Annotated in this window: 20 protein-coding genes; 5 read left to right on the top strand and 15 right to left on the bottom strand. The window is 60.7% G+C overall.

Translation table 11 applies throughout. The annotated features are described in order from the left end of the window. Positions 1 to 21: 21 nt before the first annotated feature. Positions 22 to 402, bottom strand: coding sequence for a DUF6124 family protein (locus PGR6_RS28155; protein ID WP_064621110.1), 381 nt, complete (start codon positions 400 to 402; stop codon positions 22 to 24). Between the two features lie 531 nt (positions 403 to 933). On the opposite strand from PGR6_RS28155, the gene PGR6_RS28150 reads away from it, so the two are divergent. Next, a complete protein-coding gene (locus PGR6_RS28150) occupies positions 934 to 1,317 on the top strand; it encodes a hypothetical protein (RefSeq protein ID WP_064621109.1) in 384 nt (127 codons plus the stop codon). Positions 1,318 to 1,603: 286 nt separating this feature from the next. On the opposite strand, the gene PGR6_RS28145 is transcribed toward PGR6_RS28150, so the two are convergent. The 6 genes from PGR6_RS28145 to exbB all read right to left on the bottom strand — a co-directional run bounded on the left by PGR6_RS28145 (position 1,604) and on the right by exbB (position 8,414). After that, positions 1,604 to 3,004: an aminoacyl-tRNA deacylase and HDOD domain-containing protein gene (locus tag PGR6_RS28145; RefSeq protein WP_064621108.1), complete on the bottom strand. Its 1,401-nt coding sequence runs from the start codon at positions 3,002 to 3,004 to the stop codon at positions 1,604 to 1,606. 78 nt (positions 3,005 to 3,082) lie between these two features. Continuing rightward, positions 3,083 to 5,158, bottom strand: coding sequence for an ATP-dependent DNA helicase RecG (gene recG, locus PGR6_RS28140; RefSeq protein WP_018927475.1), 2,076 nt, complete (start codon positions 5,156 to 5,158; stop codon positions 3,083 to 3,085). A 9-nt stretch (positions 5,159 to 5,167) separates the two neighbouring features. Further along, positions 5,168 to 6,097: a hydrogen peroxide-inducible genes activator gene (locus PGR6_RS28135; RefSeq protein WP_008007618.1), complete on the bottom strand. Its 930-nt coding sequence runs from the start codon at positions 6,095 to 6,097 to the stop codon at positions 5,168 to 5,170. A 188-nt stretch (positions 6,098 to 6,285) separates the two neighbouring features. Then, positions 6,286 to 7,032 (bottom strand): energy transducer TonB family protein, encoded by a 747-nt coding sequence (locus PGR6_RS28130; protein WP_018927476.1) that lies wholly within the window; start codon positions 7,030 to 7,032, stop codon positions 6,286 to 6,288. Next, positions 7,029 to 7,457: a TonB system transport protein ExbD gene (exbD, locus tag PGR6_RS28125; RefSeq protein ID WP_007934588.1), complete on the bottom strand. Its 429-nt coding sequence runs from the start codon at positions 7,455 to 7,457 to the stop codon at positions 7,029 to 7,031. The genes PGR6_RS28130 and exbD overlap by 4 nt, the downstream gene beginning before the upstream one ends. A 6-nt stretch (positions 7,458 to 7,463) precedes the next feature. After that, positions 7,464 to 8,414: a tonB-system energizer ExbB gene (gene exbB / locus PGR6_RS28120; protein WP_064621107.1), complete on the bottom strand. Its 951-nt coding sequence runs from the start codon at positions 8,412 to 8,414 to the stop codon at positions 7,464 to 7,466. Between the two features lie 189 nt (positions 8,415 to 8,603). Here exbB and PGR6_RS28115 point away from each other — a divergent pair, with 189 nt between their 5' ends. Continuing rightward, entirely contained in the window at positions 8,604 to 9,461 is an 858-nt protein-coding gene (locus tag PGR6_RS28115) for an SDR family oxidoreductase (RefSeq protein ID WP_064621106.1), read from the top strand. Positions 9,462 to 9,601: 140 nt separating this feature from the next. On the opposite strand, the gene PGR6_RS28110 is transcribed toward PGR6_RS28115, so the two are convergent. From PGR6_RS28110 to PGR6_RS28085, 6 genes are all read right to left on the bottom strand, one after another. Then, on the bottom strand, positions 9,602 to 10,342 hold the full coding sequence (locus PGR6_RS28110) for a hypothetical protein (RefSeq protein WP_018927479.1): 741 nt from the start codon (positions 10,340 to 10,342) through the stop codon (positions 9,602 to 9,604). A 69-nt stretch (positions 10,343 to 10,411) separates the two neighbouring features. Continuing rightward, positions 10,412 to 10,792, bottom strand: coding sequence for a RidA family protein (locus PGR6_RS28105; RefSeq protein WP_018927480.1), 381 nt, complete (start codon positions 10,790 to 10,792; stop codon positions 10,412 to 10,414). A gap of 24 nt (positions 10,793 to 10,816) precedes the next feature. Beyond that, a complete protein-coding gene (gene spoT, locus PGR6_RS28100) occupies positions 10,817 to 12,922 on the bottom strand; it encodes a bifunctional GTP diphosphokinase/guanosine-3',5'-bis pyrophosphate 3'-pyrophosphohydrolase (protein WP_007934594.1) in 2,106 nt (701 codons plus the stop codon). A 56-nt stretch (positions 12,923 to 12,978) separates the two neighbouring features. Beyond that, positions 12,979 to 13,242: a DNA-directed RNA polymerase subunit omega gene (gene rpoZ, locus PGR6_RS28095; RefSeq protein WP_003177259.1), complete on the bottom strand. Its 264-nt coding sequence runs from the start codon at positions 13,240 to 13,242 to the stop codon at positions 12,979 to 12,981. Positions 13,243 to 13,409: 167 nt separating this feature from the next. Beyond that, positions 13,410 to 14,030 (bottom strand): guanylate kinase, encoded by a 621-nt coding sequence (gene gmk / locus PGR6_RS28090; protein ID WP_018927481.1) that lies wholly within the window; start codon positions 14,028 to 14,030, stop codon positions 13,410 to 13,412. Positions 14,031 to 14,042: 12 nt separating this feature from the next. Further along, positions 14,043 to 14,906, bottom strand: a complete 864-nt coding sequence (locus tag PGR6_RS28085) for a YicC/YloC family endoribonuclease (protein ID WP_018927482.1) — start codon at positions 14,904 to 14,906, stop codon at positions 14,043 to 14,045. 268 nt (positions 14,907 to 15,174) lie between these two features. Between PGR6_RS28085 and rph the strand changes: the two genes are divergently transcribed. Both rph and PGR6_RS28075 read left to right on the top strand, forming a co-directional pair. Further along, positions 15,175 to 15,897, top strand: a complete 723-nt coding sequence (gene rph / locus PGR6_RS28080) for a ribonuclease PH (protein WP_007934600.1) — start codon at positions 15,175 to 15,177, stop codon at positions 15,895 to 15,897. A 30-nt stretch (positions 15,898 to 15,927) separates the two neighbouring features. Further along, entirely contained in the window at positions 15,928 to 16,296 is a 369-nt protein-coding gene (locus PGR6_RS28075; protein ID WP_018927483.1) for a DUF4870 domain-containing protein, read from the top strand. A 72-nt stretch (positions 16,297 to 16,368) separates the two neighbouring features. Here the strand turns inward: PGR6_RS28075 and PGR6_RS28070 are convergent, their stop codons facing one another. Further along, a complete protein-coding gene (locus PGR6_RS28070) occupies positions 16,369 to 17,148 on the bottom strand; it encodes an exodeoxyribonuclease III (RefSeq protein ID WP_007934608.1) in 780 nt (259 codons plus the stop codon). Between the two features lie 82 nt (positions 17,149 to 17,230). Here PGR6_RS28070 and pyrE point away from each other — a divergent pair, with 82 nt between their 5' ends. Continuing rightward, positions 17,231 to 17,875 carry an orotate phosphoribosyltransferase gene (gene pyrE / locus PGR6_RS28065; RefSeq protein WP_018927484.1) on the top strand — a complete coding sequence of 215 codons (645 nt, stop codon included), beginning with the start codon at positions 17,231 to 17,233 and terminating at the stop codon, positions 17,873 to 17,875. Between the two features lie 91 nt (positions 17,876 to 17,966). Here the strand turns inward: pyrE and PGR6_RS28060 are convergent, their stop codons facing one another. Further along, positions 17,967 to 18,227, bottom strand: coding sequence for a hypothetical protein (locus PGR6_RS28060; protein ID WP_018927485.1), 261 nt, complete (start codon positions 18,225 to 18,227; stop codon positions 17,967 to 17,969). Between the last annotated feature and the right edge of the window lie 157 nt (positions 18,228 to 18,384).

Here is an 18,384-nt window from a genome sequence, read left to right as displayed (position 1 = left end):
CTTTCTATTTCCGCGATTTCGCTACGCCTTAGCCCGATGCTCCGCCGGATTTGGCGAATCAATATGATCCAGCGCTCGCTCCACCAACAACTGCACCCCATCCGCCATTCTGCTGAGCGCCAGGGCGACTGAGCGGCGGGTGCCTTCGATGTCATCGGCCAGGTCGGCGGCGATGGCGCTGATGGACTTCAGGTCTTCGGAGGCGTTGGCCAGGAGGGCTTCGGTGTCGATGTCGGGGGAGACGGTGAAGAGTTTGCCTTTGCGCTTGGGTTTTTCGTTGGGTGGTGGGGCGAAATGGTGGTCGAGGGCGCGTTCGGCGGCTTCGTGGAGTTTTCTGGAATCTAAGGATTCGTAGGGGGATGTGGCTGGGTTTTCTGGGGGATTCGGTGTTGGCTTGATCATTTGAGTAGTACCGATATTAGGAGCTAGCACCGTTTCGCTTGCACTTCGAATGAGGTGGCAGCTGTGTATAGGTGTGCAAGACCGGAATCGGCAAACCGGCAGACCCGAAGGTCTCCCACACACAGCCGCCATAACGATTCGGGAGCATAAGAAAACGCTCAATGAATAGCCATAACCGATTGTGTGCCGATTCCGGACTTGCACGTCCGAGTCACCGATTTTGCGGTGACGAACAGAGGTTATCGGTGAACGCCAAGGTCGCCTAGTTCACGGACAGCCCGGCGTTTTGAAGGAAATGTCCGAGTGGTTTGAGGGCATTAAGATCAAAAGATCGCAGCCTTCGGCAGCTCCTACAGGAATGTGTTTCTTTAGGTGTAGGTCGGGTCCCTCAGAATGAAGTGCAAAGCGTGACTTAGCGGTCATCATGCGGGAAAAGCAGTTCATCTTCTTCTAACACAACCCGACAGTGGCGTTCTGGCTTGGAGCCGCTACACTGCGCCGGCCGTTCATTTTTCTTTTGAGGCTGTGCGCATGAAATTTCGTTTTCTTCTGTGGATGCTGGGTTTGTTGATGGGTAAGGCCAGTCGGACTAATCCTGCGTTTCAGCAGCAGTTGGGTGACAAGGCGTTGGTGTTTCAGCTACAGACCCTGGACGGGAAGGTGGCGCGGCATTTCGTGGTGAAGGATCAGCGCATTACCAGCAAGTCCGGCGTGTATGCCGAGCCTGCGTTTGCGATTGCCTTTAAAGACGCGGCGTATGGCTTTGCCACGATGCAGGCGAAGAACAAGCAGTTGGCGTTCATGCAGGGGATTCAGGACAAGTCGATTCAGATCAAGGGCAACCCGGCGCTGGTGATCTGGTTTCAGGGGTTGACCAAGTATTTGAAGCCTAGGAAGGCGAAGGCTGAGGCCTGAGAACCTTGATCCAGTCAGGAGTGGAGGAGGCTTTTGTGGCGAGGGAGCTTGCTCCCGCTGGGCTGCGAAGCGGCCCTAAAGCCTGAGACTTCGGTTGTATCTCACACACTGCGGCGGCTGGGTTGCGACTGCTGCGCAGTCGAGCGGGAGCGAGCTCCCTCGCCACAGGGGTTGTGGTGATCAGGTAGATCGGTGGGGGATTCATCGCGGGCAAGCCCGCTCCCACAGGGATTACCTGAGTCCTGTGGGAGCGTGGCTTGGTCCGGGCGGCGATCCGACGATGCTTTTAGGCCTGGCTAAATTGCGAAGCCAATTCGCGCAGCAGCACTTCAGCTTCAAGCACTTTGCTGACCACATCGTTGGCCTTGTCGCGAGTCAGTCCCACACGCTCCAGCAAGGCATCCGGAATGTCTTCATCCGGCCCCGAGCCAATCCCGCGACTACGCAGCAAACGCACGGCCAAACATACGAGGTTCGGGTACTCGGCGTAGTCGCCGTCGTAGCTTGGGTCGTGCTGGAAGCGCAGGGCGGTGGCCAGTTCTTCGGGCATGTCCCAGTAGCGCATCAGCCATGAGCCGATCTGTTCGCGGCTGATGCCCAGCAGGTGTTGCTCGACGTAGCTGTGGCACAGATGCGGGTTGACCTCCAGGTGGCGGCAGATCAGCGAGAAGTGCGGCGGGAAGACGTGGGCCAGCAGCAGGTAGCCGAAGTTGTGCAGCAGGCCGGCGAGGTAGGTCAGGCCGGCTTCCGGGCGCTGGGCGCGGGGCATGGCGCGGGTCAGGCCTTCGATGACGGCGGCGGTGTAGATCGATTGCTGCCAGTACGGCGTGGTGTGTTGCGGGTGGTCTTTGGGCAGGCTCAGGGTTTTACCCAGGGCCAGGCCCAGCGCCAGGTTGATCACCAGGTCGAAACCCAGCACGCGGACGATGGCGTCTTCCACTGAACGAATCTTGCCCGGCGAGGCGTAGTACGGCGACGCCGCCCAGCTGACGACTTGCGCGGCCAGGGCCGGGTCGGTTTCGACCACGCCAGTGATGTCGTCGATGGTGGCGTTGGGGTCGACCCGCAGCTTGATGATTTTCTGCGCGGTCTCGGCCAGTGGCGGAATTTCGATGGTCGCTTCCAGGCGTTGCTGAATGCGCCGCGCGGTGAACGCTTGCACGGCCTGGGTGATTTCCTCGCGGTCATCGTCGGGGCGGTCGAGGTTCGGGCGGATGCTGTGCACGGCTTCGCCGAAGTTGCCGGCGCTGGCCTTGGTCAGCATGGTTTTGAAATCTTCGCTGGTGATTTCCAGCAGCACGCCTGGCTCGCCCGAGTTGATCAGCAACTTCGGTTCGCGCAGCAGGCTTTCTTCATACAGGCACGGCGAGCTGGTGAGCGCCGGCAGGCCGGGCAGCAGGCTCAGGCTGTGTTTGCCGAGCATTTTTACCAGGCGTTCGGTGGATACGGCGGTCAACCGGCGGCCGGTGAGTTCGGCGAGGCGGTTGAGGTCGAGCAATTGACTTTGCGGAAACAGCACCATGAGCGCGCCGACGGCATCGTCCAGCAAAACCGCCTGCACTTTGCGTGAGGCGTTCAGGCCGTGATGGTCGAGGACTTCCTGGTAGGCGATGCCCAGCTTGCCGAGCAGCAGCCGAATAACAGACGGAGCGTGCGGGGTTTCGGGGGCGAGGGCAGCTTCTGTCATGGTCTGTATCCGTTTTCAAACAATTGCAGGAGTATAACCAGCTTGTTTAAGGCCAGGGTCCAGAAACTGCGACAGTGCTCACACTTGGCCGTATTGCTGCCCATGGCGTAGCCAGCGGTCGAGCAGCGGGCTGACGTGATCCGGCCAGCGTTCGAGCAAGGCCTGGGCGGCGTCGCGCACGGCTGGCAGTAAATCGGCGTCGCGCATCAGGTCTGCGACCTTGAATTGCAGCAGGCCGGTCTGGCGTGTGCCGAGCATTTCGCCGGGGCCGCGCAGTTCGAGGTCTTTTTCGGCGATGACAAAACCGTCGTTGGTTTCGCGCATGATGCCCAGCCGCTGACGGCCGATCTGCGACAGCGGTGGATGGTAGAGCAGCACGCAATGGCTGACGGCGCTGCCCCGGCCGACGCGGCCACGCAACTGGTGCAATTGTGCGAGGCCAAGGCGTTCGGGGTTTTCGATGATCATCAGGCTGGCGTTGGGCACGTCCACGCCAACTTCGATCACGGTGGTGGCGACCAGCAGTTGCAGGTTGCCGGCCTTGAATTCGGCCATGACGGCAGCTTTTTCGGCGGGCTTCATGCGGCCGTGGATCAGGCCGACCTTCAACTCGCCGAGGGCGGCGGTGAGGTCTTCGTGTGTGGTTTCGGCGGCCTGGCAGGTCAGCTCTTCCGACTCTTCGATCAGCGTGCACACCCAATAGGCCTGACGGCCCTCGGCACAAGCGCCGCGCACCCGTTCGATCACTTCGACGCGCCGGGTGTCGGTGACCAGCACCGTATTCACCGGGGTGCGGCCGGGGGGCAATTCGTCGAGGATCGAGGTGTCGAGGTCGGCGTAGGCGCTCATGGCCAGCGTCCGCGGGATCGGCGTGGCGGTCATGATCAGCTGGTGCGGACACATCCGCCCGCCGACGCCTTTCTGCCGCAATGCCAGGCGCTGCTGCACGCCGAAGCGGTGCTGTTCGTCGATGATCGCCAGTGCCAGGTTCTTGAATTGCACTTCGTCCTGGAACAGTGCGTGGGTGCCGACCACCATCGGTGCGCCGCCCGCGATCTGCTCCAGCGCGGCCACGCGGTTTTTGCCCTTGAGCTTGCCCGCCAGCCACGCAACTTCGATGCCCAGCGGTTCGAGCCAGCGCTTGAAGGTGATGAAGTGCTGCTCGGCGAGGATTTCGGTGGGCGCCATCAGTGCGACCTGATAACCCGCTTCCAGCGCCTGAAGCGCGGCGAGGGCGGCGACCACGGTTTTGCCCGCGCCCACGTCGCCCTGAATCAGCCGCAGCATCGGTTCGTGCTGGCTGAGGTCGTAAGCGATTTCGTTGCCGACCCGTTGCTGGGCGCCGGTCGGGGTGAAGCCGAGGTTAGCCAGATACTGTTGTGGCAGTTTCGTGGCTTTGGGCATGGCCGGCGCGCGCAGGGCACGCATGCTCTCGCGCAGGCGCTGCTGGGACAGTTGATGGGTCAGCAGTTCTTCGAAGGCCAGACGATGCTGGGCCCAGTGATGACCGAGGGCGAGTTCGTCGACGTCGGCATCAGCGGGCGGGTGATGCAGGTAGCGGATCGCATCGGCCAGCGGCGCCAGTTGATAATCCCTGGCCAGTTCGGTCGGTAGCCAGTCGGGCAGGCTGCTGGGGCCGAGCAGGGTCAGGGTTTGCATGCACAACTGGCGCAAACGCTGCTGGGTCAGGCCTTCGGTGAGCGGGTAGACCGGGGTCAGGGTTTCATCCACCGGCGGCGGCTCGTCACCGGTGATGGCGCGGTATTCCGGGTGGTAGATCTCCAGCCCCGAGGCGCCGGGCCGCGCTTCGCCGTAGCAGCGAATCCGCGTGCCGCGTTTGAGGCCTTCTTTCTGGGCGTTGCTGAAATGATAGAAGCGCAGGCTGAGCCCGCCGGTGCCGTCCTGCAGACGGACAACCAGGCTACGGCGCCGGCCCATGACCACATCGGCGCCGCTGACGGTGCCTTCGATCACCGCGTCTTGCCCGGGTCGCAAATGGCCGATCGGGACCACGCGAGTGCGGTCCTGATAGCGCAACGGCAGGTGGAACAGCACGTCCTGGAGATTCTCCAGACCGACCTTGGCGAGTTTCTCGGCCATGGCTTCGCCGACACCCTTGAGTGCCGTCACCGACACTTGCGACAACTCGGTCATGACAGCGACTTAACCGGCCACCACCGGCGCTGGCGGCTTGGCCACCGAGCACAGGCGAATGGAGTCGGCGAGGATTTCAATCGCCTTGGGCCGCGGGAAGCTCGCGCGCCAGGCGATGGCTACGGTGCGGAACGGCACCGGCGCACTCAATGGACGCACTTCGATCACGCCGGGGGCGTAGTGGTGGCTGTCCACCGCCGACAGCGGCAGGATCGAAATGCCCAGGCCAGAGGCGACCATGTGGCGGATGGTTTCCAGCGAGCTGGATTCCACCGTGGTGTGCTTGGCACCGTCGTTGCCTTTGGCCAGGGTCGGGCAGGCTTCCAGCACTTGATCGCGGAAGCAGTGGCCTTCGCCGAGCAGCAGCAGGCTCTTGTCGTTGAGCAGAGCGGCGTCGATGGATTCTTTTTGCGTCCACGGGTGTTGGGCCGGCATCAGGACGTAGAACGGCTCGTCGTAGAGCTGCAACGTCAGTACATCGGCTTCGTTGAACGGCAGGGCGATGATGATCGCGTCGAGCTCGCCGTTGCGCAGTTTGTCGCGCAGCACGTGGGTGAAGTTTTCTTCGATGTACAACGGCATCTGCGGGGCGACCCGGTGCAGTTGTGGAATCAGGTGCGGGAACAGGTACGGGCCGACGGTGTAGATCGCGCCGACTTTCAGCGGCGCGGTCAGCTGGTTCTTGCCGGCCTGGGCCAGTTCGCGGATGCCTTGGGCCTGTTCCAGGACTTTCTGTGCCTGGGCAACAATGCCTTCACCGACCGGGGTCAGGCGCACGGCGCTCTTGCTGCGCTCGAAAATCAGCACACCGAGTTCGTCTTCAAGCTTTTTCACGCCCACCGACAGGGTCGGCTGGCTGACGTGGCAACGCTCGGCCGCGTGACCGAAGTGCTGCTCTTGGGCGAGGGTAACGATGTAGCGTAATTCTGTGAGAGTCATAGCAAGCGTCCATGAAGTTGCGGGCCAAGCATACCGGCTGCAATCGATAGACGCACGTTATCAGACTGAGTGTGCTAAGTGACACTGGGCAATGCAGGTTTGCCGTTTCCAGATATGCAAAAAGGCACCTTTCGGTGCCTTTTATAGGTTTTGTAACCGCCGAAGAACCTGTGGGAGCGGCGGTGTTTTTAGCGTCGGCGTTCCAGCGAGTAAACAAACGGTGCAACGATTTCGATGGTGCCGTTGTTCAGCATGTCGGCCGGTGGCTTGGGCAGCGGTTGGGCGCGGCGGATCATTTCCAGGGTAGCCCGGTCCAGATCGGCGTTGCCGGAGCGGCCCACCAGTTCGAACGACAGCACGTTACCTTCGGCATCCACCACAAAGCGCAGACGGTTCAAACCTTCCTTGCCGCGTTGCTGTGCGCTGGCCGGGTACTTTTTGTACTTGGCCAGGTGCGCGAGCAGGGTGCCTTGCCAACTGGCCTTGGCGGCTTGTTGCGCGGGCGATGGACCGGGAGCCGGCTGAGCGGACTTCTCCGTCGGCGCCTGGGTTGGCTGCGTGTCGCTAGGCTTCTCCTCGGAAGGCTTTTCCTTCGGTGGCTCCGGCTTTTTCTCCACAGGCTTGGGCGGTTGCGGCTTCGGCTTGGGTTTGACCGGCTTGGGCACGGCAATCTCGGCCTTCGGCGCTTCAGCGAGTTTTGGAATCGGCAGTTCTTCCACCGGTGCCGGTGGCTGTGGCGGCGTGATCACCTTCGGCGGTGCGGGCGGTGGCGGGGCCGGCATCGGCGCCAGCTCGACCATCATCGCTTGCGGCGGCAGCTCGATCGGCGGGCGTGACGTCCAGTTCAGCGCCAGTGCAATGGCCAGCGCATGGACGCCCAGCACCACGGCCAGGCTACCGCTGTAACGCGTCAGCTTTTGGCGCGTGTTGATCATTTTTTGGCTGCCGTCTCGAGTCCGACCAGACCGACCTTCAGGTAGCCGGCGGCGCGCAGGGCGTCCATCACGCTCATCAGGTCGCCGTAGTCCACGCCTTTGTCGGCCTGGAAGAAGATCGTCGTGTCTTTCTTGCCCTGGGTCTTGGCGTCGAGTGTGGCGCCGAGGGCTTCGGTCTTCACTTCGTCTTCGCCGAGGAACAGGCGCTGGTCAGCTTTGACGCTGAGGAACACCGGTTTCTCTGGCCGCGGCGCCGGTTTGGCGGTGGAGGCGGGCAGGTCGACCTTGATGTCCACGGTGGCCAGCGGCGCCGCCACCATGAAGATGATCAACAGCACCAGCATTACGTCGATGAACGGCGTGACGTTGATTTCGTGGTTCTCGGCCAGATCGTCGTCTGCGCCTTCTTTCAAATGCAGGCCCATGGCCGATTACCCCACTTTCACCATGTGCGGTTGCGAGCTGCGCTCGGGCGGCTGGTGGTCGAGGTCGCGGCTGACCAGCAGCAGGACTTCCGCCGAGGCGTCGGACACTTGTGCCTTGTAACCGGCAATGGAGCGGGCGAAGACGTTGTAGATGACCACCGCAGGAATCGCTGCAACCAGACCCAGCGCGGTCGCCAGCAGGGCTTCGGCGATGCCGGGGGCCACGACGGCGAGGTTGGTGGTCTGGGTTTTGGCGATGCCGATGAAGCTGTTCATGATGCCCCATACGGTACCGAACAGGCCGACGAACGGCGCGGTGGAACCGATGGTGGCCAGCACGCCGGTGCCGCTGCTCATGTTGCGACCGCAGGCTGCGACGAGGCGCTCGAGGCGGAAGCTCACGCGTTCCTTGATGCCTTCCTTCTCGCGGCTGTTGGCCGACAAGCGCATTTCTTCCAGCGCGTCGTGGACCAGCAGGTTGGCCAGGGTGCCTTCCTTGGCCGCCGTGGTGCTGGCTTCCTTAAGGGTGGCGGCTTTTTTCAGATGAGCGATTTCAGCGCGCAGACGACGCTTGGCGCCCATCAGCTCGAAGCCCTTGGCGATCCAGATGGTCCAGGTGATGATCGAGGCGATGGCCAGGCCGATCATCACGATTTTCACGATAATATCGGCGTTCTTGTACATGCCCCATGGCGACAGGTCGTGGGCCATGCCCAGGGAGTTGTCGGCTTCGAGAGCTTGCGGCATGTCCGCGGCGTCTACGGCCTGGACCGGATCGGTCGCGACAGGTGCGGTTTGAACGGCTGGTGTTTGAGTAGCCGCAGGCTGTGTGGCCGGCGCTTGCGCATCGGCGAATGCGGCGGTCGGCGCCAGCATCAGGCTGAGCAGCAGGGCGGCTACCGCGCTCCAGGCGCGAGGTCGTTTGGTTGGCGAAGCGGAGAGTTGATTGCGTGTCATGCTGGCCGGACCTGAGAGGAAAAGACGGTAAGTGTTCTTCCAGGCCTCGTAAGGCCGAGAACAAAAGTGGCTGGCATTATTGCAATTAATTCTTGTTAACAAAAGTAATAGCGTCTCTTTTTTTCTTCCATTGCTAGCTGCTTATCCATTTCGGGCGCTAGTCTGTACCTTTCTTGAGGGAGTCTTCTGATGTCCGCGCCTTCTGTTTTGATCGCCGGCTGCGGTGATGTCGGCAGCCGTCTGGCTACGCAATTGCTGGCAGGGCACTGGCAGGTTTATGGCCTGCGCCGCAATGTGTCGCGCTTGCCGGCCGGAGTGGTTGGTGTTGCGGGTGACCTGTTCAGCGCGCAATGCCCGGCTGACTGGCCGACCACGCCACTGGACTATCTGGTGTACAGCGCCGCTGCCACCGACCACGACGAGGCGGGCTATCGCGCCGCCTATGTCGAAGGCTTGCAGCATGTGCTGGGGTGGTTGAAACAACATGGCCAGCAGCCAAAGCGCATTCTGTTTGTCTCCAGCAGCAGTGTTTACGGTCAGCAGGACGGTGAGTGGGTCGATGAAACCTCGCCGACGGTGGCGGGCGGTTATTCGGGGCGTTTGATGCTGGAAGCCGAGCAAGTGGCGCGTGATAGCGGCATCCCGGCCAGCATCGTGCGTCTGACCGGTATTTATGGTCCAGGTCGAGAGTGGCTGCTGACTCAGGTTCGTCGCGGTTATCGCGTGGCGATCGATCCGCCGCTGTACGCCAATCGGATTCACGTCGACGACGCGGCGGGGTTGCTGGCGTTCCTGCTTGAGGCGGATCGGCGTGGAGTGGCGCTGGATGATGCGTATATAGGTGTCGATGATGCGCCTGCGCCAATGGCAGAGGTGGTGGGCTGGTTGCGTGAGTATCTGGGCGTGACCGAATGGGCCGATGATGCCAGTGTGCGTCGTGCCGGCAGCAAGCGCTGCAGTAACTCCCGGGCGAAGGCGTTGGGCTGGACGCCGCGCTATCCGAGTTTTCGCGAAGGTTATGCCGCGATCCTCGAAGGCCGCTGCTGACTTCCAGTCACCTCAAACCAAATGTGGGAGCAGGCTTGCTCGCGAAGGGGACATAACATTCAACATCATCGTTGATTGTTACACCGCTTTCGCGAGCAAGCCCGCTCCCACATGGGTTCTGCGTTGGCCTCAGGGCCGGCTTACTGCTTTTCGAGCAACCACTTGCGATCACCTGGTGTGAACGAAGGCATCTCGTCCGCCAGTGCCGTGTTCACCGTCTGGAAAATCTCCAGTTCTTTGCCCTTGCGCGCAAAGATCCAGGTATTGCCCTGGCCATTCAACTGCAGCCAGATGTTGTCGTTGCCGCCGCTCATCGACGCGCAATCGCCCGCCAGGCACAGGGCATAGCGATCTGCACCGGGCAGACCGGCGACCTGACCGTCTGCCTGGAACTGGACGGTGCTGCCTTCGCCCGGGCCGCTGAGGATTTTCCAGCTGCCGCCCATGTAAGCCGAATACAGCGCGCGCTCGAAACTAGCGCCAATAGGCGCTCCTTCCGGAACCTGGACCGATGCACGGTCGAAGACTTGCTCGGGCTCGTTGTCGTTGGCAGCCTGGTTCAGTCGCTTGCCATCACGCTTCAGCTCGCTGGCGGAGCTGCCATAAAAGTCGACATTCCAGGCGCCGGATTTTTCGCCCAGCAGCTTGCCTTCGACGTTTTCAAAACCATTGGTGTAGCGGGCCTGACCGGCTCTGGTGTTGACGTTCCATTCCAGATTCGGGCCATAGGCCTGGAGCGCTTCACGCAGGGGGCCGCCTTTGGATGCGGCATCGATCGCCACCTGGTTGATCCAGGTGCCGCTGATATCACGGTCGGCAGGGTTGCTGGCACATCCGCCCAAGAGTAGGGCGACCAGCGAGAGAGCTAGCGCGTGGCGCATGGTGGAATCCTTTCAGAACCCTTTGTACAAGATCAGTCGGCGCAGCCTCGCAAGGCTGCGCCAGACACATTACTCGATGACCAGAATGGCATCCATTTCAACCTGCGAACCCTTTGGCAGGGCTGCAACGCCGATGGCGGCGCGGGCTGGGTAAGGCTGGTCGAAGTACTTGCCCATGATCTCGTTGACCTTGGCGAAGTGGCTCAGGTCGGTGAGGAAAATGTTCAGTTTGACGATGTCTTTAAACGAACCACCGGCGGCTTCTGCCACGGCTTTGAGGTTCTCGAATACCTGGATGGTCTGGGCTTCGAAGCCTTCGACCAGTTCCATGGTTTTTGGGTCCAGAGGAATCTGACCCGACATGTACACGGTGTTGCCAGCCTTGATCGCCTGGGAGTAAGTACCGATGGCGGCCGGGGCCTTGTCGCTGTTGATAACGGTCTTGGTCATGTATGACTCCTTGTGAAGGGTGGGCTACGCGCGCATGCGGGTGATGCGGATGACCCCGGTCAGGGCGCGCAGTTTCTTGATCACGCGGGCCAGGTGCACGCGGTCGTGCACGCTGACCACCAGTTGGACCACGCTGATACGACCGTCGCGTTCGTCCATGCTGATTTTTTCGATATTGCCGTCGGCCGCGTTGACGCTGCTGGCCAGCAGGGCGATCAGGCCGCGCTGGTGTTCCAGTTCGACGCGCAGCTCGACGTTGAATTCGCCGGTGACATCCTTGGCCCACGAGAGCTGGATGCATTTTTCCGGGTTGTGGCGGATTTCGCTGATGTTGCGGCAGTTGTCCAGGTGCACCACCATCCCTTTGCCGGCGGACAGATGGCCAACGATCGGGTCGCCAGGGATCGGCGTGCAGCACTTGGCGTAACTGAGCACCAGGCCTTCGGTGCCGCGAATGGCCAGCGGACCTTCCGGGCTTGGCAGCTGTTCGCCTTCGCCGAGCAGGCGGCGGGCGACCACGTAAGCCATGCGATTGCCCAGGCCGATGTCTTCGAGCAGGTCTTCGATCAGTTCCAGGCGATATTCGTGGAGCATCAACTGCACACGCTCGGCCGGGACTTTTTCCAGCGAGCTGTCGAAACCGTTGAGCACCTTGTTCAGCAGGCGTTCGCCGAGGCTGATGGATTCGGAGCGGCGTTGCAGCTTAAGCGCATGGCGGATGTGGGTCCGCGCCTTGCCGGTGACCACGAAGTTGAGCCATGCCGGGTTCGGCCGTGCGCCGGGGGCGCTGACGATCTCGACCGTGGAGCCGCTTTGCAGCGGTTCGGACAGCGGCGCGAGACGACGGTTGATCCGGCAGGCAATGCAGCTGTTGCCCACGTCGGTGTGTACCGCGTAAGCGAAGTCGACCGCCGTGGAGCCTTTTGGAAGCTCCATGATCCGGCCCTTGGGCGTGAACACGTAGACCTCGTCCGGGAACAGGTCGATCTTCACGCTCTCGATGAATTCCAGCGAGTTGCCGGCCCGTTGCTGCATCTCCAGCACGCCTTTGACCCACTGGCGGGCGCGGGCATGAGTGCCTTTGGGCTGTTCGTCGCCGCTGGATTTGTACAGCCAATGGGCGGCGATGCCATTGTTGGCCATCTCTTCCATTTCACGGGTGCGGATCTGGATCTCGATCGGTACACCGTGCATGCCGAACAGCGTGGTATGCAGCGACTGGTAGCCGTTGGCCTTGGGGATCGCGATGTAATCCTTGAAGCGCCCCGGCAACGGTTTGTACAAATTATGCACAGCACCCAGCACGCGGTAGCAAGTATCGACCTTGTCGACGATGATCCGGAACGCGTAGACGTCCATGATCTCGTTGAAGGCCCGACGCTTGCCGCGCATTTTTTTGTAGATGCCATAGAGGTGTTTCTGACGACCGCTGACCTCACCCTGGATGCCGTCGATGGCCAGGCAGTGGCTGAGGGACTCTTCGATCTTGTTGACGATTTCCTTGCGGTTGCCCCGGGCGCGTTTGACCGCCTGGTTGATCCGCGCGGAACGCATCGGGTGCATGGCCTTGAAGCCGAGGTCTTCGAATTCTATGCGGATGGCGTGCATGCCCAGCCGGTTGGCGATGGGCGCATAGATTTCCAGGGTTTCCTTGGCGATCCGCCGGCGTTTTTCGCCGGACAGCACTTCCAGGGTACGCATGTTGTGCAGGCGGTCGGCCAGCTTGACCAGGATCACGCGAATGTCGCGCGCCATGGCCATGGCCATTTTCTGGAAGTTTTCGGCCTGGGCTTCGGCTTTGGTCTCGAAGTTCATCTGGGTCAGTTTGCTGACCCCGTCGACCAGTTCGGCCACGGTTTCGCCGAACTGCGCTTGCAGCGCTTCCTTGGCAATACCGGTGTCTTCGATCACGTCATGCAGCATTGCAGCCATCAAGCTTTGATGGTCCATGTGCATGTCGGCAAGAATATTCGCCACCGCAAGAGGATGCGTGACGTACGCCTCACCGCTGCGGCGGCGTTGACCGTCGTGGGCTTGTTCGGCGTAGAAGTACGCTCGGCGGACCAGGTTGACCTGGTCCTTGCCGAGGTAGGTCGATAAGCGATCGGCGAGGGCGTCTATGCTCGGCATGATAATTCCTGCCGTTTGCTATGACCCCGCGCCGTGCTACGTCGACCAGGCATGGCTTATACTGCCTCGTTGGACTCGTCCTCGAACGCTGCGAACAGCGGTTCGTCTTCGACGATTTCAGCGTTGGCGATGAACTCGTAGCTCATCAGGCCTTCAGCGATTTCACGCAGCGCTACAACTGTAGGCTTGTCGTTTTCCCACTGAACCAGGGGCTCTTTGCCACCAGTGGCCAGTTGACGGGCACGCTTGGTAGAGAGCATGACCAGCTCAAAGCGGTTTTCCACGTGTTCTAGGCAGTCTTCAACGGTTACGCGGGCCATGGTATTCCTCGGAGCGAATGCAATATGCGCGCTGCCCGGTTGGGCGAGCGGACTCAACAGTTTAAAAAATCACCAGCGATTAGGGAAGCGCTGATTTTTTGACCAGGCTCTTCAACGCGCTATAAGCACCAATGTAAAGCCCTTGCAGCGGTTTTGGGAAGAGCTGATTAGCCGAGCAATTCAGCTAATAATTTGCCATGACGCTGCTGCTGACGCTTCTGATGCAGCTGGTTGGCGCGGAAAATCGCCTTCAGATCGTCCAGTGCGTGGGCGAAATTGTCGTTGATGATCAGGTAATCGTAGTCGACGTAATGGCTCATCTCGCTGACGGCTTCGCGCATCCGGCCTTCGATGATCTCGTCACTGTCCTGGCCGCGATTGGTCAGGCGTTGGTGCAGGGCCTCCAGGGACGGCGGCAGAATGAAGATCGAACGGGCCTGGGGCATCAACTTGCGCACTTGCTCTGCACCCTGCCAGTCAATTTCCAGAATCAGGTCGTGGCCTTCATCCAGGGTCTGCTGCAGGTGGCTTTGCGAAGTGCCATAGAGATTGCCGAACACTTCGGCGCGCTCGAGGAAATCTCCGTGCTCGATCATCTTCACGAACTCGCTGCGTTCGACGAAGTGATAGTTCACGCCGTTCACTTCACCAGGGCGCATGGCGCGGGTGGTGTGGGAGACCGAGACGCGGATCTCCTGATCAGCGTCGGTCAGGGCTTTGACCAGGCTGCTCTTGCCCGCACCCGAAGGTGCGGAAATGATGTACAGGGTGCCGGTACTGTGGGTCATGTCAGGTTTGCCTTACTCAATATTCTGTACTTGTTCGCGCATCTGCTCGATCAACACCTTGAGGTTGACCGCCGCTTGGGTGCTGCGCGGGTCGAAGGCTTTGGAGCCCAGTGTGTTGGCTTCGCGGTTGAGCTCCTGCATCAGGAAATCCAGGCGTCGACCGGCAGCGCCGCCGGATTTGAGCACCCGGCGAACTTCGATGATGTGAGTGCTCAGGCGATCCAGTTCTTCGGCGACGTCGCTCTTTTGCGCGAGCATGACCATTTCCTGCTCCAGGCGCTGCGGGTCGAGGTCGGCCTTCATGTCGGTGAAGCGGTCGAGGACTTTCTGACGCTGCGTGGCGAGCATCTGCGGGACCAGCTCACGCAGGATCACCACATCTTCTTCAATGGACGTCAGGCGTTCGTTGATCAACCGCGCCAGCTCCGCGCCTTCGCGCTCGCGGCCGGCCTTGAGTTCTTTCAGGCCTTGGTTGAACAGCGCCATGGCTTCGGCATTCAGCGCTTGCGGGTCGGCGGCGTCGGCCACCAGCACGCCGGGCCAGGCCAGGACTTCCAGCGGGTTCAGCGCGGCAGGGTTCTTGATCAGGCTGGCGACGGTCTCGGCGGCAGCGACCAATTGCGCGGCGCGCTCGCGGTCCACTTGCAGCGGTTTGCCAGTGCTTTCTTCGGTGAAACGCAGGGTGCATTCGAGCTTGCCCCGGGAAATTCCCTGGCGCAGGGCTTCGCGGACGGCGCCCTCGAGGTCGCGGAAAGATTCCGGCAGGCGCAGATGGGGTTCCAGGTAGCGGCTGTTGACCGAGCGCAGCTCCCAGCTCAGGGTGCCCTGGACGCCGGCTTTCTCGACGCGGGCGAAGGCGGTCATGCTGTGCACCATGGAGGTACCTCGCAATGCAGGTCGGCGCGTAACCCATGGTTCGCGGACCCGCTATCTGTGAATTAAAGCCGACAGGCAGCAAAGGCGCAGGATTGTAGCGCAGTGGGGCGGATGCGCCCAATCACACGCTGTGACAATGGGCTGCAGGCCGTCGGCTACGCTCTATTCAGAGCCTTCAATCGTCGGGTGATTTTTTTAGAAGTGCCCACTCGCGGCCCACGGCTCTATAATGCTCGGCAGTTTTCCGTCCCCCGTACAGGTAATCCCTATGAAACGTCCAAGTGGTCGCGCTGCCGATCAGCTCCGCTCGATCCGCATTACCCGCAACTACACCAAACACGCCGAGGGATCTGTACTGGTCGAGTTCGGTGATACCAAGGTCATCTGCACCGTCAGCGTCGAGAACGGCGTGCCGCGTTTCCTCAAGGGGCAGGGCCAGGGCTGGTTGACCGCTGAATACGGCATGCTGCCGCGCGCCACTGGCGAGCGTAACCAGCGTGAGGCGAGCCGCGGCAAGCAAGGCGGCCGCACTCTGGAAATCCAGCGGCTGATCGGTCGTTCCCTGCGCGCTGCGCTGGACATGTCCAAGCTGGGCGACGTCACCTTGTACGTCGACTGCGACGTGATCCAGGCTGATGGCGGCACCCGCACCGCGTCCATCACCGGCGCCATGGTTGCACTGGTCGATGCCTTGAAAGTGATCAAGAAGCGCGGCGGCCTCAAAGGTGGCGACCCGCTCAAGCAAATGATCGCTGCCGTTTCGGTAGGCATGTATCAGGGCGAACCTGTGCTTGACCTCGACTACCTGGAAGACTCGGCTGCCGAGACTGACCTCAACGTGGTGATGACCAGCACTGGTGGTTTCATCGAAGTCCAGGGCACTGCCGAAGGCGCACCGTTCCAGCCGGAAGAGCTGAACGCGATGCTGGCACTGGCGAAGAAAGGCATGATCGAGATTTTCGAACTGCAGAAGGCTGCACTGGCTGACTGATTGTTTTGATGTCCGGCAAAGGAGAGCGCCATGAGTGATGAACAGCAGTTGCTTCCCACCCCGAGCTCCGAGGCTCGCCAGTGGGCGATGTTTTGTCACCTCTCGGCGTTTCTCGGTGTCTGGTTTCCGTTCGGTCACCTGATCGGGCCGCTGATACTCTGGCAGTGGAAGCGTGAAGCCGACCCGTTCATCGATGCCCAAGGCAAAGAAGCGCTGAACTTTCAGATTACCGTGGCCCTGGTCTCGGGCATCTGTTACGTGCTGATGCTGGTGTTGATCGGTTTTGCGCTGCTGCCGCTGGTCCTGATCGGGGCGATGGTGCTGTGCATCATTGCCGGGCTCAAGGCCAATGACGGGGTGCCTTACCGCTATCCCTTCACCTGGCGGTTGATCAAATAACAGGCAGTAAAAATCAGCACGCACAAAAAAGCCGACAGCAATGTCGGCTTTTTTGCATCTGCGAAAAGACGCTTAGATCGTCAGCGTCCAGTCGTAGTCCACGATCAACGGTGCGTGCTGCGAGAACCGTGGCTGACGTGGCAGGCGTGCGCTGCGTACGAAGCGGCGCAGGCCAGGGGTCAGCAACTGGTAGTCGAAACGCCAGCCCAGGTTGAGCATCTCGGCCTGTTCGTTGTCCGGCCACCAGCTGTACTGGTCGCCTTCGCGGCTGACTTCCCGCAGGGCGTCGACATAACCCATGTTGCCGACAATCTCGTCCATCCAGGCACGCTCAGGCGCCAGGAAGCCCGGGGATTGCTGGCTGTCGCGCCAGTTCTTGATATCCAGCTTCTGTTGCGCCACGTACAGCGAGCCACAATAAATGTACTCGCGACGTTTGCGTCGCTGTTTATCCAGATAACGGGCGAAGTCGTCCATTAGCTTGAACTTCTGGTTCAAGTCTTCATCGCCATTCTGCCCCGAAGGGAGCAGCAAGGTCGCGATGCTGACCTTGTCGAAATCGGCTTGCAGGTAGCGCCCGTAGCGGTCGGCCGTCTCGAAGCCGAGACCGCTGATGACAGCCTTCGGTTGCAACCGCGAGTACAAAGCCACGCCACCTTGGGCGGGAACTTCGGCTTCGCAGGCATAAAGGAAGTAGCCATCCAGTTGGAAGGCTGGATCGTCCAGTTCAAAGGCGGAGGCGCGGGTGTCCTGCAGGCAGATGACGTCGGCATTCTGTGCTTGCAGCCAACTGAGCAAACCACGCTCGACTGCAGCCTGAATACCATTGACGTTCACACTGATGATCCGCATAAGTGGCCCCAAAAATCGCGTGCGGGTATGATACACGGCGTCTACCTAATTAGCTAAATCCGTGGTATTTGGGGTTTTTTTCATGCAAGCGTATCAACGCGATTTCATTCGTTTTGCCATCGATCGCGGCGTTTTGCGCTTCGGTGAGTTCACCCTGAAGTCCGGGCGCACCAGTCCATACTTCTTCAATGCCGGCCTGTTCAACTCAGGGAAGGCCCTGGCACAGCTGGGCCGTTTCTATGCGGCAGCCATCGTCGAGAGCGGTATTTCCTTCGACGTACTGTTCGGCCCGGCCTACAAAGGCATCCCGTTGGCGGCAGCCACCGCCGTGGCACTGGCCGAACATCACGACCGTGACCTGCCATGGTGCTTCAATCGCAAGGAAGCCAAGGCCCACGGCGAAGGTGGCAGCCTGGTTGGCGCGCCATTGACTGGCGACGTGCTGATCATCGACGACGTGATCACCGCGGGCACCGCCATCCGCGAAGTGATGCAGATCATCGCTTCCCAGGACGGCGCCAAAGCTGCCGGTGTGCTGATCGCCCTGAACCGTCAGGAGCGTGGCAATGGTGAGTTGTCGGCCATCCAGGAAGTGGAACGTGACTTCGGCATTCCGGTGATCAGCATCGTTTCGCTGAACCAGGTGCTGGAGTTCCTGGCTGACGATCCGCAGCTCAAGCAACATTTGCCTGCGGTTGAAGCCTACCGCGCCCAGTTCGGCGTGTAATCACGCTCCCACAGGGATTGCAGACAGCAAAAGACCCCGCTCAGCATGTTGAGCGGGGTCTTTTGTTTATGTATGGCCCAGTCCCCCAGCATTATTTTTTGCTGGTGCTGCTGAATGTCTCGGCTTTTTTGATCCCGCTGGGTTCATTGGTTTTCTCCGGGTACGGATCAGCCACAGCATCGCCCTGGCCAGTCAGAATTCTCCAGCCATGACGGGTGTGTGCGGTCTTGCGGAGTTGCGGGCAGGGCGGCATCGATGTTTTGCCCTGATTCGAGTATTCGTGACCGCAATCGACACAGGCATAGGTGCCAGGTGAAACATCGCTGCCGTAAGGGACGTAGTCTTTTTGCATGGGTAGACCTCCTGTGGATTCAGAGAAGATCCTATGCAGATTGCTTCCTTCGTGAAGTCGGACGTTTCGCCCAATCAGGTCAGGCATTTCCGGCGCGCATAAAAAAGATCGCAGACTTCGTCAGCTCCTACAGGTTTTTCGTACATCCGAAATCCGT

It is taken from the genome of Pseudomonas sp. GR 6-02, assembly GCF_001655615.1.
GTDB lineage: Bacteria > Pseudomonadota > Gammaproteobacteria > Pseudomonadales > Pseudomonadaceae > Aquipseudomonas.
This window is presented reverse-complemented; position numbering and strand designations above follow the sequence as displayed.

Excerpts from the sequence above, each read along its gene's own strand:
- PGR6_RS28130 (WP_018927476.1), bottom strand. The coding sequence starts at position 7,032 with ATGATCAACACGCGCCAAAAGCTGACGCGTTACAGCGGTAGCCTGGCC.
- PGR6_RS28110 (WP_018927479.1), bottom strand. The coding sequence starts at position 10,342 with ATGCGCCACGCGCTAGCTCTCTCGCTGGTCGCCCTACTCTTGGGCGGA.
- spoT (WP_007934594.1), bottom strand. The coding sequence starts at position 12,922 with ATGCCGAGCATAGACGCCCTCGCCGATCGCTTATCGACCTACCTCGGC.
- PGR6_RS28105 (WP_018927480.1), bottom strand. The coding sequence starts at position 10,792 with ATGACCAAGACCGTTATCAACAGCGACAAGGCCCCGGCCGCCATCGGT.
- rpoZ (WP_003177259.1), bottom strand. The coding sequence starts at position 13,242 with ATGGCCCGCGTAACCGTTGAAGACTGCCTAGAACACGTGGAAAACCGC.
- rph (WP_007934600.1), top strand. The coding sequence starts at position 15,175 with ATGAAACGTCCAAGTGGTCGCGCTGCCGATCAGCTCCGCTCGATCCGC.
- PGR6_RS28060 (WP_018927485.1), bottom strand. The coding sequence starts at position 18,227 with ATGCAAAAAGACTACGTCCCTTACGGCAGCGATGTTTCACCTGGCACC.
- exbB (WP_064621107.1), bottom strand. The coding sequence starts at position 8,414 with ATGACACGCAATCAACTCTCCGCTTCGCCAACCAAACGACCTCGCGCC.
- PGR6_RS28150 (WP_064621109.1), top strand. The coding sequence starts at position 934 with ATGAAATTTCGTTTTCTTCTGTGGATGCTGGGTTTGTTGATGGGTAAG.
- PGR6_RS28115 (WP_064621106.1), top strand. The coding sequence starts at position 8,604 with ATGTCCGCGCCTTCTGTTTTGATCGCCGGCTGCGGTGATGTCGGCAGC.
- PGR6_RS28135 (WP_008007618.1), bottom strand. The coding sequence starts at position 6,097 with ATGACTCTCACAGAATTACGCTACATCGTTACCCTCGCCCAAGAGCAG.
- PGR6_RS28085 (WP_018927482.1), bottom strand. The coding sequence starts at position 14,906 with ATGGTGCACAGCATGACCGCCTTCGCCCGCGTCGAGAAAGCCGGCGTC.
- exbD (WP_007934588.1), bottom strand. The coding sequence starts at position 7,457 with ATGGGCCTGCATTTGAAAGAAGGCGCAGACGACGATCTGGCCGAGAAC.
- PGR6_RS28070 (WP_007934608.1), bottom strand. The coding sequence starts at position 17,148 with ATGCGGATCATCAGTGTGAACGTCAATGGTATTCAGGCTGCAGTCGAG.
- PGR6_RS28075 (WP_018927483.1), top strand. The coding sequence starts at position 15,928 with ATGAGTGATGAACAGCAGTTGCTTCCCACCCCGAGCTCCGAGGCTCGC.
- PGR6_RS28145 (WP_064621108.1), bottom strand. The coding sequence starts at position 3,004 with ATGACAGAAGCTGCCCTCGCCCCCGAAACCCCGCACGCTCCGTCTGTT.
- PGR6_RS28155 (WP_064621110.1), bottom strand. The coding sequence starts at position 402 with ATGATCAAGCCAACACCGAATCCCCCAGAAAACCCAGCCACATCCCCC.
- pyrE (WP_018927484.1), top strand. The coding sequence starts at position 17,231 with ATGCAAGCGTATCAACGCGATTTCATTCGTTTTGCCATCGATCGCGGC.
- gmk (WP_018927481.1), bottom strand. The coding sequence starts at position 14,030 with ATGACCCACAGTACCGGCACCCTGTACATCATTTCCGCACCTTCGGGT.
- recG (WP_018927475.1), bottom strand. The coding sequence starts at position 5,158 with ATGACCGAGTTGTCGCAAGTGTCGGTGACGGCACTCAAGGGTGTCGGC.